The 15,804-nt window shown below is 42.3% G+C and carries 10 protein-coding genes; 9 read left to right on the forward strand and 1 reads right to left on the reverse strand.

Features of this window, described 5'->3' with window-relative positions; translation table 11 throughout:
* Positions 1 to 5: 5 nt before the first annotated feature.
* The 9 genes from CVD19_RS03135 to CVD19_RS03175 all read left to right on the forward strand — a co-directional run bounded on the left by CVD19_RS03135 (position 6) and on the right by CVD19_RS03175 (position 14,724).
* Entirely contained in the window at positions 6 to 2,954 is a 2,949-nt protein-coding gene (locus CVD19_RS03135) for an extracellular solute-binding protein (RefSeq protein WP_257985008.1), read from the forward strand.
* On the forward strand, positions 2,941 to 3,831 hold the full coding sequence (locus CVD19_RS03140) for a carbohydrate ABC transporter permease (protein WP_101580424.1): 891 nt from the start codon (positions 2,941 to 2,943) through the stop codon (positions 3,829 to 3,831). The genes CVD19_RS03135 and CVD19_RS03140 overlap by 14 nt, the downstream gene beginning before the upstream one ends.
* 18 nt (positions 3,832 to 3,849) lie before the next feature.
* On the forward strand, positions 3,850 to 4,725 hold the full coding sequence (locus CVD19_RS03145) for a carbohydrate ABC transporter permease (protein ID WP_101580425.1): 876 nt from the start codon (positions 3,850 to 3,852) through the stop codon (positions 4,723 to 4,725).
* An 18-nt stretch (positions 4,726 to 4,743) separates the two neighbouring features.
* Positions 4,744 to 6,762 carry a YIP1 family protein gene (locus tag CVD19_RS03150; protein ID WP_101580426.1) on the forward strand — a complete coding sequence of 673 codons (2,019 nt, stop codon included), beginning with the start codon at positions 4,744 to 4,746 and terminating at the stop codon, positions 6,760 to 6,762.
* Positions 6,755 to 9,013: a DUF5696 domain-containing protein gene (locus CVD19_RS03155; protein ID WP_101580427.1), complete on the forward strand. Its 2,259-nt coding sequence runs from the start codon at positions 6,755 to 6,757 to the stop codon at positions 9,011 to 9,013. The genes CVD19_RS03150 and CVD19_RS03155 overlap by 8 nt, the downstream gene beginning before the upstream one ends.
* A 2-nt stretch (positions 9,014 to 9,015) precedes the next feature.
* Complete coding sequence (locus CVD19_RS03160; protein WP_257985009.1) at positions 9,016 to 9,876, forward strand: carbohydrate ABC transporter permease; 861 nt, start codon at positions 9,016 to 9,018, stop codon at positions 9,874 to 9,876.
* 15 nt (positions 9,877 to 9,891) lie between these two features.
* A complete protein-coding gene (locus CVD19_RS03165) occupies positions 9,892 to 10,842 on the forward strand; it encodes a carbohydrate ABC transporter permease (protein ID WP_257985010.1) in 951 nt (316 codons plus the stop codon).
* A 90-nt stretch (positions 10,843 to 10,932) separates the two neighbouring features.
* Positions 10,933 to 13,344, forward strand: a complete 2,412-nt coding sequence (locus CVD19_RS03170) for a beta-galactosidase (RefSeq protein ID WP_101580502.1) — start codon at positions 10,933 to 10,935, stop codon at positions 13,342 to 13,344.
* Between the two features lie 111 nt (positions 13,345 to 13,455).
* The gene (locus CVD19_RS03175; protein ID WP_101580429.1) at positions 13,456 to 14,724 is read left to right on the forward strand and encodes a hypothetical protein; all 1,269 of its coding nucleotides are present in this window, start codon (positions 13,456 to 13,458) and stop codon (positions 14,722 to 14,724) included.
* Positions 14,725 to 14,802: 78 nt separating this feature from the next.
* Here the strand turns inward: CVD19_RS03175 and CVD19_RS03180 are convergent, their stop codons facing one another.
* The gene (locus tag CVD19_RS03180; protein ID WP_101580430.1) at positions 14,803 to 15,774 is read right to left on the reverse strand and encodes a LacI family DNA-binding transcriptional regulator; all 972 of its coding nucleotides are present in this window, start codon (positions 15,772 to 15,774) and stop codon (positions 14,803 to 14,805) included.
* Between the last annotated feature and the right edge of the window lie 30 nt (positions 15,775 to 15,804).

A 15,804-nucleotide genomic window follows, 5' to 3' on the forward strand; every position in this document is an offset into this window, starting at 1 on the left:
ATAGTATGAAGTCTAAGATATTAATTTGGTCGGTAATTACGCTGTTCTTCATATTTCCACAAGGGTTTGCATCTGCTGAAAATAACAGTGATAAAGTGCCAGCCGAAAAAATTGTCGAAGAACGCTATCATTCCGTCCTTCAAAAGTGGGAGAAGGAAGGAGTTAAGGACGCCTCAAATATTGAGGTGTCCGTTCCTTCTTCTGATTCCATAAGCACAGACCAACAGAATCTTTTGCCAGATTCTGAGAGTAAAGGATATGGGGATAGTGTTTTCTATTGGCATAACCAGGAATCCATTTCATATGAGGTTAATGTGCCTGAGGAAGGTTTATACGAACTTTCATTTGATTATTACCCGTTAAGTAACAAGGTTATTCCAATAGAAGGCGCAATCCTGGTGAACGGGGAATTTCCTTTTTATGAAAGCAGGCGAATCGTTTTTCCATCCGAATGGAAGAATGAACAGGATGTTTTTGAAAAAGACCGTTTTGGAAATGATGTTATTCCACAACAAACAACTGTCAATAAATGGAGCCGCGCCAAAGCAGAAGATGCAAGCCAGCTTCAGCCAGCACCATTGAAGTACTTTTTGAAACAGGGGAAAAACACAATCGAACTTTCCAATTTACGTGGGGAGATGCTTGTCGGAAAGTTATCAGTCACGTCTGTTTCCGAGCTTCTTGCTTATGAGGAGTACATAGAAGTAAATAAAGGACATAAACAAGTAAAAGAATTAATCGTAAATGAAGCTGAAACAAATTATACGAAAAATAGTTCTTACATAAGACCCTTTGCTTCAACTGACCCTTCTGCGGTGCCCAGTGATCCCAAGTATCTATTATTAAATACGGTAGGCGGGGATTCGTGGGCAACGAGCGGCCAGGAAGTTAACTGGAATATAAAGGTTGACAAAGATGGATTTTATCAATTGACTTTTAAAGTCCAACAGAATAAAAAGACTGGGGCACCCGTTTTCAGGAAGGTTTCCATTGATGGCGAGATTCCTTTTTCTGAAGTAGCGTCATATACCTTTGAGTTTAACAAGAAATGGTCAAACGTTACGCTCTCAAACGATAAAGGTGAACCATACCTGTTTTATTTAACAAAAGGTGAGCACACAATTGGCCTTGAAGCTGATGCATCACCGATAGAAAGAGTAGCTTATACAACCAATGAAGTCATGAAAGAAATTGAGGAACTATCACTTTCTATTAAAAAACTGACAGGTAATCAAACAAATCAATCCCGCGGGTGGAAAATCAGCGAGTACATTCCGGATATTGAAGACCGTGTGAATCAATGGGCAAAGACTTTGGAAGAGGAAAGCAAATACTTAAAGGGATTAGGCGATCCAGAAAAGGATTCAAGCGAAATAGTCTCCCTTCAATTAGCAGTACAAAAGTTGAAGAAATTAAGTGAGAAACCGGATGAAATTCCCAATAGGATGACGGAGCTGTCGGAAGGCTCTTCTTCAGTGGCACAGTTGCTTGGAAACCTATTGGTGGAGCTGCCTAAACAGCCCTTGTTAGTAGACCGCTTTTACCTGCACGGGGAACAAGAATTGCCGGCAGCTGCAATTGGTTTTCTAGAGAAGACGTGGAATGGCCTTGAGCGTTTTGCTCTTTCGTTTACTTCTGGAAATTATACTGTTGACAATCGTGACGATGAAACCATTGAGGTCTGGATGAACCGGCCTCGCCAGTATGTGGAGCAAATACAGAATTTAGCGGACCGGACTTTTACGCCTGAAACTGGCATTCCTGTAAAATTCTCATTAATGCCGGATGAATCCAAATTAGTTTTATCCAGTGCGGCAAATAAACAGCCGGATGTTGCCCTTGGGATTAGCAACTGGCTGCCATATGAACTATCCATACGAGGTGCGGCAGTTGACCTGCACCAATTTGAAGATTTCGAGGCTTATAGCAAGCAATTTTCACCTGGCGCATTCTTGCCTTTGATGATAGAGGATTCGGTATATGCTTTGCCTGAGACACAGGATTTCTTTGTGCAGTTTTATAGAAGGGACATACTGGATGCTATGAATCTGCCAGTTCCCGATACATGGGATGATGTTATCAGCATCTTGCCAGAGCTTCAAAGATTCGGAATGAATTACTATACACCGATTTCAGGTGCGGCAGGATTTAAGCCGTTTCAAACTACTGCTCCTTTCATTTATCAGTTCCAGGGGGACCTTTATGAAAAGGACGGAATGAGGACTGCGATTGGATCGGAGGAAGCGTTGGAAGGGATTCAGTTCATGGCAGATCTTAATACAATCTACAGCCTTCCGCTTCAGGTTCCGAATTTTTACAATCACTTTAGATATGCGACGATGCCTATTGGGGTTTCAAGCTTCACTACCTATGTACAATTGACTTCGGCTGCTCCTGAGATAGCTGGCTGGTGGGATATTACTCCACAACCAGGAAACAAACAGGAGGATGGAACGGTAGAGCGTTGGGCAACCGGTTCAGGCCAGTCGGCAATGATTTTCAAGGGAACAAAAGATAAAGAGAAATCATGGGAACTATTAAAATGGTGGATGGATACTGAAACGCAGACAGAATTCGCATCCAGCCTCCAAACCCTGTATGGGCCTGAGTATATGTGGAACACGGCCAATCTTGAAGCGTTCAACCAGCTGCCGTGGCCTGAAGAACATAAGGAAACCATTTTGAAGCAATGGGAGTATTTGCAGGAAGTGCCTAAAACTCCAGGAGCGTATATGGTAGAACGTGAACTTAGTAACATATGGAATCGGATTGTTTTTGACGGGGAAAATACGAGATCTGCTGTCGACGATTCGATCATCGCAATTGATAGAGAGATTACCCGCAAAATGGAGGAGTTCGGCTATATGAAAAACGGTAAAATGGTCAAGCCTTATCCGATTCCTACCATTGAGCAAGTGAAAAGTTGGGCAGGCGAAGAAAATGACAAAAAATAAACGGGACTTTAGCCAATGGTTTTTTCTTGGTCCATATATCATCTTTTTTACGGCTTTTATCATAATCCCTGTTGGTGCGGCAATTCTATTGTCCTTTACGTATTTCAATGCGATTGAAACGCCGAAACCTATCGGGCTGAGCAACTATGTAAGCCTGATAACACAGGATGAAGTGTTCATGCAGAAGATAGTCCCGAATACATTGACTTTTGCGCTTATCGTAGGCCCGGGCGGATATATCCTTTCTTTTATTCTGGCATGGGCGCTGGCTCAGGTTCCAAGCAAACTAAGGACTATCCTGGCGCTGATTATCTATTCACCCTCCATGACGGCCGGGGTGGCAATGGCTGTCGTATGGACCATTATCTTCAGTGGTGACCAAACAGGCTATTTGAACAGTATCCTGATCACCATGGGAGTGTTGTTCGAGCCGATCCAGTGGCTTCAATCTCCTGAATACCTCATGAAGATTATGATTTTCGTTACGCTATGGGGAAGCATGGGTGTCGGATTTTTGGCAATGCTGTCCGGGGTCCTGAACATCAATTCTGAAATTTATGAAGCTGGTTATATTGATGGGATTAAAAATCGGTTCCAGGAGGTTATCTACATTACCATTCCTTCAATGAAACCCCAGATGCTGTTCGGTGCGGTTATGGCGGTAGTAGGAACGTTTCAGGCAGGAGCGATCGGGGTTGCCCTTTCAGGGGCAAACCCGACACCGCAGTATGCGGGCCAGCTGATGGTCAACCATCTTGAGGACTTTGGTTTTATACGTTATGAAATGGGTTATGCTGCGGCGATTTCGGTTGTGCTGCTGATCGTTGTTTACGCATTTTCCAAAGTAGCCTGGAGACTGTTCGGGGAAAAGGATTAACAACTGGGAGTGATTAGTATGTCTGCCTTTCATGGAACCAAAATGAATCCATCAAAGTTTCATAAAAGCCAATTGAAGTTTCTTGTGTTTTTAATACCATTGGCTGTATTCATGGCTTTGCCGATCGTTTTTATATTTTTCCACGCTTTTAAACCGATTGACGAATTGTTCGCCTATCCACCCCGTTTTTTCGTCGATAAGCCAACATTGCAAAATTTCGCCGATTTGTTTGGACAGGCAAATGCAACTGGGGTGCCGATGTCCCGCTATTTATTTAACAGCATCGCCATTACCCTCATAGTTGTCTTTTTGACGATTATAATCAGCACGATGGCTGGATATGCGTTGTCAAAGAAAGAGTTTAAATCAAAGAAGATCATTTTCGAGATCAATACCATTGCATTGATGTTTGTTCCGGCAGCAGTATCGATTCCGAGATATTTATTAATAGAAGAATTAGGGCTGATCAATAACTTTTTGGTCCATATTCTGCCGCTTTTGGCAATGCCGATCGGCCTTTTCCTTGTTAAGCAGTTCATCGACCAAATACCGAATGAATTGATAGAAGCTGCCAAATTGGATGGCGCTTCGGATTTTCACATTTTTACAAGGATCATCATACCGTTGGTAAAGCCAGCCATTGCGACCGTAGCCATTCTGTCATTCCAGTTGGTCTGGAATAGCACGGAGAGCTCTACCTTGTATGTCAATGACGAAGGATTGAAAAACTTCGCATTCTATATGTCGACCTTGACTTCGGCCGCAGGCAATAGTGTTGCGGGACAGGGAATGGCGGCAGCCGCTTCGCTGATCATGTTCATTCCGAACTTAATTATTTTTATTTTTCTTCAAAGCCAGGTAATGAACACGATGGCACATTCAGGAATCAAGTAATAGATAGGGGGGAGGGAAATGAGGAAATACATAGTTATTATATGCACTTGGATCTTGCTATTGTTTCCCTTACAGTCAACCGCATATGCGTCTGCTCCGTATAAGACACAAACACTGTCCAGCGACGGGGGACTGATTGAAACACAGACGGCATTCTCTCCAATAGGAGATTTTCTATCAGGTACTGAGATCAAAGCACCTGAAGATATCTATGCCGATCCAAACGGCTACATATATGTAGTTGATTCCGGAGCGAAAAAAGTTCTGGTTGCAAATGAAAAAGGGAGTCTTGTCGCACAAATCGGAGAAGGCATTCTCGACACTCCTACCGGGGTATATGTCGACGAACTTGGAGATATATATGTAGCTGATTATTCAAAAGAAAAGGTTTTTAAATTCACTGTGGAAGGAAAGCTTGAGGCGGAATATGGAAAGCCTGACTCCCCGCTCTTTGGGAGTTCCTCTCCATATAAGCCCCAAAAAGTGGGGGTCGACCGCCGAGGCAACCTTTATGTCATAAGTGAGGGTTCAACTAATGGAATCATTCAGCTGAGCAAGGACGGATCCTTTCTTGGCTATTACGGTGTAAACAATACCGATGTTTCCATTTCATCCTTTCTCAAGAATTTGCTTACGACTGAAACTCAAAAATCAAAGGTGTTTTTGAAAACTCCTCCGGCTCCGGATAATGTTGCCATCGACAAGCAGGGACTTATTTATTCCGTGACGGAAGGAACCAAAAATGAAGTAATCAAAAAACTGAATGTTGCCGGCAAAAATATGTTATGGCCGGATGTTTCCTGGGATTCAACCTATCAGGATATTGCTGTAGATGAGGATGGGAATATTTTCACCTTGAACAGCACAGGTGAAGTCCATGAATTTGATAGCTTTGGGAACCTGTTGTTTGTTTTTGGAGGACTGGATGATGGGTCCAACCGGCTTGGCTTATTCAAGCAGCCAACTGGAATAACTATCGATCGCAGCGGCAGGGTTTATGTGACTGACAAAGAGCGGGGCATGGTCACGGTCTTTGAAAAAACAGCCTTTTCTGAGCAGGTGCATAAAGGGATTGCCTTATATAAAGAAGGTTTATATGTAGAAAGCCAGCAATACTGGAAATCCGTCCTTGAATTGAACTCATCATTCGGACTGGCCCATACGGCAATGGGAAAAGCCTATTATAAACAGCAGGACTATGACAGTGCGCTAGAGGAATATACACTTGCGAAAGATCCATACGGATATTCCGACGCATTCTGGGAAGTCCGCCAGGCATGGATGGAGGAAAATCTAAGCGCGGTGTTCCTTATTGTGATCGTGTTCTTCTTAATCTATTATTTGGTCAAGTATGTGGATAAGAAGAAAAAAATCCTGGACGCGCCGCGTGCCGGATGGAGAAAGTGGAAATCCCGTAAACTATTGTCCGAGCTGCTGTTTATATTTCAATTTTTCAGGCATCCGATTGACAGTTTCTATTATTTGAAACGGGAAAATTATGCTTCAGTTTTGTCTGCCACAATACTTTATGTTGTTTTATTCATTGAATATTTGATTGCAAAATTCCAGACGGGATTTCTGTTCGCATCCTATATTAGCGAGGATGCAAGTCTGCTAGTAGAAATATTGGTCGTGTTCATTCCAATATTATTATTAATTATTGCCAACTATATGGTAAGTACAATTAATGATGGGGAAGGAAGATTCAGGGATATTTATATCGGGACCATTTATTCGCTGGCTCCTTATATCGTCTTTATCATTCCTATTACATTAGTATCAAATGTATTGACCTATAATGAATCGTTCATTTATATTTTCTCGACTCGGATTGTATACGCCTGGTGCTTGCTAATCCTGTTCATCATGATCAAGGAAATACACAATTACTCCTTCTCAGAGACGTTTCGGAACATTTTTGTAACTCTGTTTGGGATGGTCATTATGATACTTGTCCTTTTCATCATATTTGTATTGTTTGACCAGGTGTATGACTTTGTCTACTCCATCGTGAAGGAGGTTCTCCTGCGTGCATAAGAAACTATTAATAGTGCTTATTCTCTTGATTTTGCCCATCCATGCTTTAGCAGATTCGGCATTGCAAACAAATAAGGATAATCCTTCCATTAACACCAGAAATGAACAAACCGAAATGAAGTATACTTCAGCAGCATTTACAAAACCGGAAAGCAAGGCCGGTGAACTAGTGCAGCAGGCAAATACGTTCGAAGGCTTTGAAAAGGCAGCTGAAAACAATGGGTACATACTTTATGTAAACAAGGAATCCTTAGCGCTGAAGGTCCAGGATAAGCAAACTGGTTATGTCTGGAATACCGGCCTTGATAAGCCCGATGATTATCGGATCAATAAAACGTGGGAGCAAATGATCCAATCAGCCATTACGATTGAATATGCTGACCGCAATGGGAAAGTCAGAAGTGAGAGTATCCTTACAAATGACTCCCGTCCAAATGTAAAACGTACGAAAAATGGCTTTAGTGCCAAAGTATTCATGAACCAGGCTAAAATTGCCTTTCAGCTGGATGTTGAACTGGAAGATGATCAGCTTGTGGTGACGATCCCAAAGGAGCAATTAAAAGAAAACAAGCGTACTCAGCTGATTTCAGTTAAGGCATACCCATTCTTCGGATCGGTCAATGAGAATGATTTGAATGGTTATATGTTCCTGCCGGACGGCAGCGGGGCCCTCATCAGGTATGAAAAGAGCGGCAACAAATCGGGCACTCCGTTTGTCGGCTCCGTTTTTGGAGAAGATGAAGGCTTTAAACGGACGATGGCCGTTAATGAAAAAGTTTATCCCGTCCAGCCGATCAAAATGCCTGTATTCGGGGCAGTGCATGGCGTAAAGGAGAACGCTTTTTTAACAGTCATTGAGGATGGATATTCCTTTGCCGATATTGTAGCCTATCCAGCAGGTATATCGACAGATTTTAACTGGGTATCTTCCCAGTTCCATTATCGGTATGAATATTACCAGCCAACGAGCAAGAATATGCAAGGAATTAATCTTTACCAAAAGGACACTAACGATTTCGATATTAAGCTCCGCTATATGTTCTTGAATAAAGATAATGCCGACTATGTTGGGATGGCGAAAAGATACCAGGAATACCTGGTTGAAAATGAAAAATTAAAAAAGCAGGAAGACAAGGCGCAAGTAAGGCTCGAAATCCTGGGCGGAGAAGTAAAACATGGCTTGCTGTGGGATACGGTCATCCCAATGACAGAAGTGGACAAGATCCCGCAGATTACAAAAGAACTGAAGAAAAAAGAAGTAGATAATATGTTTGTCATTTATAAGGGTTGGTCAAAGAACGGACTTACTGGTACCCTGCCATCCAAATTTCCATTGGAGAAGAAACTCGGAAATAAAGATGATATTGAGGATGTTACGAACCTCTTAAAAAAGGACAACATACCAATCTATTTTAATACAGACTATACGAAAGCGTATGAAGGTGCTTCAGGTTATTCCGGCAGTAAGGATGTTGCCAAAAAGGTGAGTTCGGAAACGATAGCCATTCAAGAAAAAGATCAGAAGCTTTTTTATCTATCCCCTTTTAAATCCTTGGAAATTGCTAAAGAGGATGTAAAGGATTACAGCAAGCATAACATTTCCAATCTGGCCATCGATTCCACTGGATACACGTTATTTTCCGATTACAATAAATCAAAATCCTCCAATCGGGAGAAGACGATTGAAACGTATAATGAATTATTCCGGGAATTGAACAAATCAATGGGAAGCATCTCCCTTTATGGACCAAATGTTTACGCATGGAACCAGTCAGACCGGTACCTGGATGTTCCAATGTTTTCATCCAATTATGTTTCAGTTACCGATACTGTCCCTTTCTTGCAAATTGTCTTAAAAGGGTATTTGCCTTACTTCGCACCATTTTCAAATTTCAATGCCAATCCGGAAGAGAATGTGTTGAGAATGATTGAATACGGTGCTTACCCGTCATTTTTATTAACGGATCAGCCTTCGAGCTTATTAATGGATACCCCATCAAAGGATGTGTATACATCCGAGTTTTCAGTATGGAAGGATGAGATCGCAGAACAATACGCAAAGGTGGAACAAAGCCTTGGGCGCGTGGAGGGAGCTGCGATTGTTGCGCGGGATGTGCCGCAAGCAGGCATTGTAGAGGTTTCCTATTCCAACGGGAAAATGATAATTGTGAATTACACGGACAAGCCTTATAGCAAAGATTCAATTCAAGTAGCTGCAAAAGATTTCGCAGTCGTAGAAAGGGGGGAATAGCGGTGAAGGGTTTAAGGGCAAAAAATAGTGCAGTCGGACTATTATTTGTTTCACCATGGATTATCGGCTTCTTGATTTTTACCGCTTTTCCTCTTTTATATTCTTTATATTTGAGCTTTCAAAAAGTAAAAATTACCACGACGGGAATTCAGACCGAGTTTGTAAAATTCGGGAACTTTGAATATGCCTTTGTCGTTGATGCTGTCTTTATCGACAGGATGACTAAGTATTTAGAGGAATTGGCCATATCGGTACCGATCATCATCGTATTTTCATTGATCATTTCCTTGCTGCTTAACCAAAAGGTAAAATTTCGCGGAATGTTCCGGACGATTTTTTTCCTTCCAGTAATCATTGCGAGCGGCCCAGTCATGAAGGAATTGATAGATCAAGGCATTACAACCATTCCTTCCATTGAACAATACGCAATCTATCAGGCTCTTAATTCGAATCCTGACGGCTTTTTCAATGGAATCCTGCTTTACTTGATCAAAAATCTGATCATGATTCTTTGGTTTTCCGGAGTTCAAATATTGATATTCCTTGCAGCACTTCAAAAGATGGACAAGCAAATTTACGAGGCTGCTAAAATTGATGGTGCATCTAACTGGGAAACATTCTGGAAAGTGACTCTCCCAAGTTTATTCCCAATGATTATCGTAAACACCATTTATACCATTGTCATGTATTCGATATTTTCTTTGAATCCTATTATCGAGCATATCCAGACCAATATGTTTAAAGTGGATACTGGTTTCGGTTATGCATCGGCGCTATCCTGGATTTACTTTCTCATCATTGCACTTGCACTGCTGATCAGTGTAGGGGCGATGACATTGAAGGGAAGGAAAAATTACTCTTAAAAAGGAGGGTTCAAAGTGCAAAACTCAAAAATCCAACAGCTTGATCAATATTACTTGAAAACGAAAAGATTCTTTTTAGGTATGCAGGGATCTGATGGGTTTCTTTTTAAAGCACTAATCTATGGCCTGTTGATAGGGATTGGATTCGTGTATTTATTCCCGCTTCTTTATATGGGGGTTTACAGCTTTAAAAGCCTGGATGACCTCCTGAATCCGCTCGTCAACTGGATTCCTACTCAATTGTATTTAGACAATTATGCGCAGGCCAATCAGGTCATGAATTTCTTTAAAACACTCGGCGAAACGCTTTACGTGACCCTTCTGCCTTCTTTGGCTCAGACAGCTGTCGCGGCTGTGGTTGGGTATGGTCTGGCCAGGTTTGAATTCAAAGGGAAAAAGATACTTTTCGTAATGGTACTTGCGACTTTTATCATCCCGCCTCAGGTAACGCTTATTCCAAGATATATATTCTTCAATGAGCTGAATATCCTTGGAAGCCTCAAGGCCTTTATGCTCCCTGCCTCCTTGGGCCAGGGGCTGAACAGTGCAATCTTCATCCTGATTTTTTATCAATTCTTTAGAATGGTACCGAAAGCCCTCGAAGAAGCTGCCCAAATTGATGGGGCTGGGCACTTTCGGATTTTCTTTACAATCGCCCTTCCTATGGCAGTACCAGGCATCATTATTTCATTCCTGTTCTCATTTGTCTGGTATTGGAATGAAACTTACCTGGCTGCGATTTATTTTGGGGATAGCCTGACTACTTTGCCATTACAGCTGCAAAAGTTTGTTGCCACTTATCAAAAAATGTTCCCGGCTGAGATGGGATTGGAAGGAAATCAAATAAATGAAGGGATTAAGATGGCAGGAACCATTCTATCGATCCTTCCTTTATTGATTGTGTACTTTATCACTCAACGTTGGTTTGTTGAAGGGGTGGACCGTTCGGGTATCACCGGCGAATAAAATGAAAATTCCATTAGTGTTCCGGCATGCGCACTAATGGAATTTTTCTTACTGGTTATTTTGCAAACAAAAGTGAAAGGCAGGGTACTTATGATTGAAATTAAAAATAAACAGATCATTATCGATGGTAAGCCTCAAATCATTATGTGCGGAGAAATCCACTATTACCGGCTTGATCGGAATGAATGGCAGGACCGGATCGATAAATTGAAACTCGCAGGCTGCAATGCAATTGCAACTTATGTTCCTTGGCTTCTTCATGAACCAGTTGAAGGTGAAGTTGATTTGCAGGGGAAAACCCGTCCGGAGCTGGATTTGGAAGGCTTCATTGATCTTTGTACGGAAAACGACCTTTACTTTTTTGTCCGTCCGGGCCCATTCATCATGGCTGAGATGAAGAACGAGGGCATACCGTACTGGGTTTACGACAAGCATCCGGAAATCATTCCGACCGCATGGGACGGTACCCCTGCTACAACTCCGACACTTGATTATAATTCTCCAGGATTTCTAAGAGAGGTTCGCAATTGGTATAAAGCTTTGATGAAAATCATTACGCCAAGATTGCATACAAATGGCGGCAAGATTATCGCTTTTCAGCTTGATAACGAAATTGGTATGCTTTCCTGGGTAAGCAATTGCCCGGATTTAACGGATTTTGTGCTTGATGAGTTCTCCAATTGGCTCATGAACCAGTACGATGAGGAAACATTGGCGTCCCGTTATCCATTTGATTTATGTGATACGGAAACAAGAAATAATGCTGTCCGTTCACCTAAAGAGGAATATGCTGCCGAGTTGATGAAGGATTTAGGATACTATATGAGGCATCGATTCGCTCAGTATGTCCATACACTGCGAACCTTTGCGGAAGAATTTGGCGTAAAGGACATACCCTTTGTTATTAATATCCATGGAACCGGCGGCGGCCGCGGATTTACTTACCCAATAGGAATAAGCCAGCTGTATGAATCCTATACACAGGCTCCTGGATATATATCTGGTTCTGATATTTATTTTGGTGATCTGGATGTCGTCACCTTCCAAGACTTATATATCATCAATGGTTTCATGGACGCTGTGCATAACCCGGACCAGCCGTTGACTTCAGTGGAATTCAACTGTGGGGATGGCAATTTTGGCAATAATTTAGGCGCAAGATATGATGTTTCTGCTGCCGATTTCAAAACGAGAATGTGTATCGCTCAAGGAAATCGTTTATTGAACTATTACCTGCTGACTGGAGGAAGAAATTATCGCCTGGATCAGAAGGTAGGAGATGGCAACGACCGGATCGCGAGCACCGGGGAACGCCATGGATTTGCTGCTCCTGTAAGCCCTGAAGGGGAACTGAACTATACATTCCCCAGGATGGCAAGAGCAATCAAAACGATGATGGCTGTTTCAGACAAAATAGCTGTCATGGATGAAGAGCGTGATGATGTAGCTTTTGCGTTTATCCCTGATTATTACATGACAGAATACCGTTACCCTCATAGTGCAAAAATGAGAGAAATCCTTACGAACATCGAACAGCATCGTAATAGAGGGGCATGGGAGATCATGGGTAAATCTATGCTCCTTGCCGGTTATCGTTTCAGTTCAGTCGATGTCCAGAACAAGCCTTTATCCGCAAGTCGAACTCCGGTGCTGGCTCTTCCTTCTGCAAGATACATGGATAGCAGGATCCAAAGAAAGCTGGTCGATTATCTGAATGAAGGCGGTGGTATCTTCTTATATGGAGAGGTGCCGCAATATGACATGGAAGGTAAAGAATGTACCATACTCGCTGATGCGCTTGGCGTCAAAGCTAAAGGAATCCATAGGGACTCACATAGACATTACCTGTCCGTTTACGCTGACAGCTGGGCCGCCCCCCGTCCTGAAGTAAGAAGCCATTTTGCCCAAACCTTTGAAATCGGGAATGCGTTACCGCTTCTGAAAGTATATGGATCGGATGAAGTATGTTCCTTTGATGCAGCAGTTGGAAAGGGACGTGCCATCGTGATGGCGAATGCATATTCCTGCGATATCGCTCTATTTAAAGAAGGCTTTGAAAAGCTAGGGGCAAAAGCGAAGCTGACCCATGATTGTAAGGAACACGGAATTTTTATGACGTCCACTTCCAATCATGAGGGCGAGAGATTTATCCATATTCTGAACCTGGATGGTTTTGACAAACAATTTAGAGTATTTGAAAATGGGAAGGCTTTGTTTGGGGGCAGGCCTATTACCCTTCAAAGCAAGGATGGAGTAATGCTGCCGGTCAATGTAAAGTACAAACAGGGGAAAATTGCTTACTCGACCGCAGAGATAACCAAATTAGGCGAGGATGCTATCGAGTTCCGACTTACTCAAAGCCAGGATACGATTGTTTATGAAACAGAGAAGGATATAGTACCTAATAACAACTACGCTATAGAAAAAATAGGCAACCTGACTGTGGTTACAAGCCATAAGCATGCAAAGGTCGACGACAGCCTGACTGTTTATTTCAGGTAGGCTGTGTTAAAGCTCATTGTTGATTTTATACACTATGTTGATTGGAGCGTCTGAAGCGGAGATCAACAGGCAAGTGTAACACAGATTTCAATTAATAAGTGGAGTGATGAAATGTCAGAGGTTACAGATTTTTATAAAGAATTGCCCGATAAGGTGAAAACTTTTTTTGACCGACAGTACAAAGATTCCTATGAATTATTTGAGGCTTCACGTAATCCAAGAACAGGTTTATATGCTGACGCCTATATGACATTAGGCGAGAATCCGGATACTAGGTGCTCGATTGCAGCTACAGGGGTAGGGCTCATCAGTCTTGCAGTAGCTGATATGGAAGGATGGGATGAGAAAGCCGCTGAGAAAGCACAGCTGACTTTACGCGCTTGCCTTGGTGAGGTAGAAGGCTGCGAAGTGGGACGTGATGAGAAAACTGGCTTTTTTGCTCATTTCGTTGATATGGAGACTGGTGAAAACATTCATTCAGAAATATCAACAATCGATACTTCATTGCTGGTTGCCGGAGCCCTTTTTGCAGGACAGCATTTTAAAGAAAAAAAACCTAAAATTTCTGAACTGGCAACAAGGCTCTTGAAATCGATCGATTGGCGTGTAGTGGTCAACGATAAAGAAAGGGGCGTAATCAACATGGTGGTCAAGGATGGGGAGGGGACCCTTCCGCTTCCGGCCTATAATGAATATGTAATGGTCGCTTATCTTGCGAGATTGTGCCAGCCTGAAGACCAGGATATTCAGGATTTATGGAATAACAATTTTGCAGAAGGGCAAATCAGGAACTTGCCGCAAATCCATTATCGTGATATACCAGTCCTTACTGACCACGATGCATCGGCATTCCTGTCTTCCTTTGTACATCAATTTCCTTTTTATCTGGTGCCTGAATATGCGACTAGCCCGACATACCGGGAGTTCTATAGGAATGCCTGTATGGCGGATCGCTTGAAATGGAAGGAACTGAATGATGTTGCATCATATGTATGGGGATATGGAGCCGGCCCGAATGATGGACTGTACGGAGGCTACCATGCAGACAAGATTAATAATGCCCCGCATGATATAGCTTCCGCTTATATAGTAGCAGGATTCCTGCCTGTTTATCCTGCCGGGATTTATGACCTGTATGCTCTATACCGCCTTCATATTCCATATGATGTCTACACCAATCCGGAAGACCAGGAAGATGAACGGAAATTCAGGGCAGCTTATAAGTATGGATTGCACAGATATTCGTGGTGGCATCTTGAGCAGCCAGAAAGATGGTATCCTACTGCTGTTACTCTGATAGACTGGAGTTCCATGTTATACGGTCTGACAGCTTTTAAACGGGGAATGACATTCTTTACCGAACGTCTTGTAAAAGGTTAAAACAAATAAAAACGCCCGCCGAACTCAGGAAAACTGGGTCTGGCGGGCTATTTCTTTCTATGCGAGACAATAACAAAATTAGTTGTTTTTCCTTTTGACAGATTCTCCTTCCAATAATGTCACTGGAATCTGTTTGTTTTCTACAGGCTGATTCGAAATCAAATTTATTAATTGCTCGGAAGCCAGCGCTCCCCAATTTTCCTTGGAATAATCAATCGTTGTTAAGCGTGGCTGTAAATAGTGGGATACCTCGATATTATCAAATCCAATAATATGGAAGTGATCACCAACGCGATAATTGGTTTTCGCCAAATAATTATACATGCCAATCGCCATTTCATCATTTAAGCAAAATACGGCAACAGGAGCAGAATACTCCCTTGCCAGTTGCCGGGCTGCTTCTTCTCCTGAAGACTTTGTAAAATCTCCATCCATTTCTATAATGGTCATGTTTTGTTTATGTTTAACAGTTTCCCTGACAGCACTAAGGCGCTGGTTGGAATCGTAAGAGCCATCCGGCCCTGACAGGATATACACTTCCGTAAAATTCTGTTTGTCAAAGTATTGAATGGCCGATTCCGAGCCGTTCTTATTATCAAGCAACACTTTCGTGATATTAGGGTGATTGATTTCCCGATCGAGAACTACCAATTTATGTCCAAGATCTGCGAAACGCATAATCTCTTCACTTGAAAACGTCTCATCCAAAATAATCGCTCCATCAATCATTCGTTCAGGTATGAAGCGATGTGATTGTGAGCCGCTGCAGACTATCAAGTCATAACCTTTTTGTGAAAGTGTTTCACGCATCCCCTGCAGCAGCTGGCCGTAAAAGGCTCCCGTATATTCTGAAAAAAAGACTCCAATAATTTTTGTTTCCCTTTTTTTCAGGTTCCTTGCAGCTGCAATAGGAGTGTAATTTAATTCTTTAGCAATGGCTAAAATTTTTGCCGAGGTTTCTGGTGTTACTTTGGAGCTTCCATTTAAAGCATAGGAAACTGTGGAAATGGACACACCAGCTTTTTTTGCGATATCTTTAATATTTGCCAAACATTATCACCTCATGTTCAATCATACACT

It is taken from the genome of Bacillus sp. T33-2, assembly GCF_002860205.1.
GTDB lineage: Bacteria > Bacillota > Bacilli > Bacillales > Cytobacillaceae > T33-2.

Excerpts from the sequence above, each read along its gene's own strand:
- CVD19_RS03135 (WP_257985008.1), top strand. The coding sequence starts at position 6 with ATGAAGTCTAAGATATTAATTTGGTCGGTAATTACGCTGTTCTTCATA.
- CVD19_RS03140 (WP_101580424.1), top strand. The coding sequence starts at position 2,941 with ATGACAAAAAATAAACGGGACTTTAGCCAATGGTTTTTTCTTGGTCCA.
- CVD19_RS03145 (WP_101580425.1), top strand. The coding sequence starts at position 3,850 with ATGTCTGCCTTTCATGGAACCAAAATGAATCCATCAAAGTTTCATAAA.
- CVD19_RS03150 (WP_101580426.1), top strand. The coding sequence starts at position 4,744 with ATGAGGAAATACATAGTTATTATATGCACTTGGATCTTGCTATTGTTT.
- CVD19_RS03170 (WP_101580502.1), top strand. The coding sequence starts at position 10,933 with ATGATTGAAATTAAAAATAAACAGATCATTATCGATGGTAAGCCTCAA.
- CVD19_RS03175 (WP_101580429.1), top strand. The coding sequence starts at position 13,456 with ATGTCAGAGGTTACAGATTTTTATAAAGAATTGCCCGATAAGGTGAAA.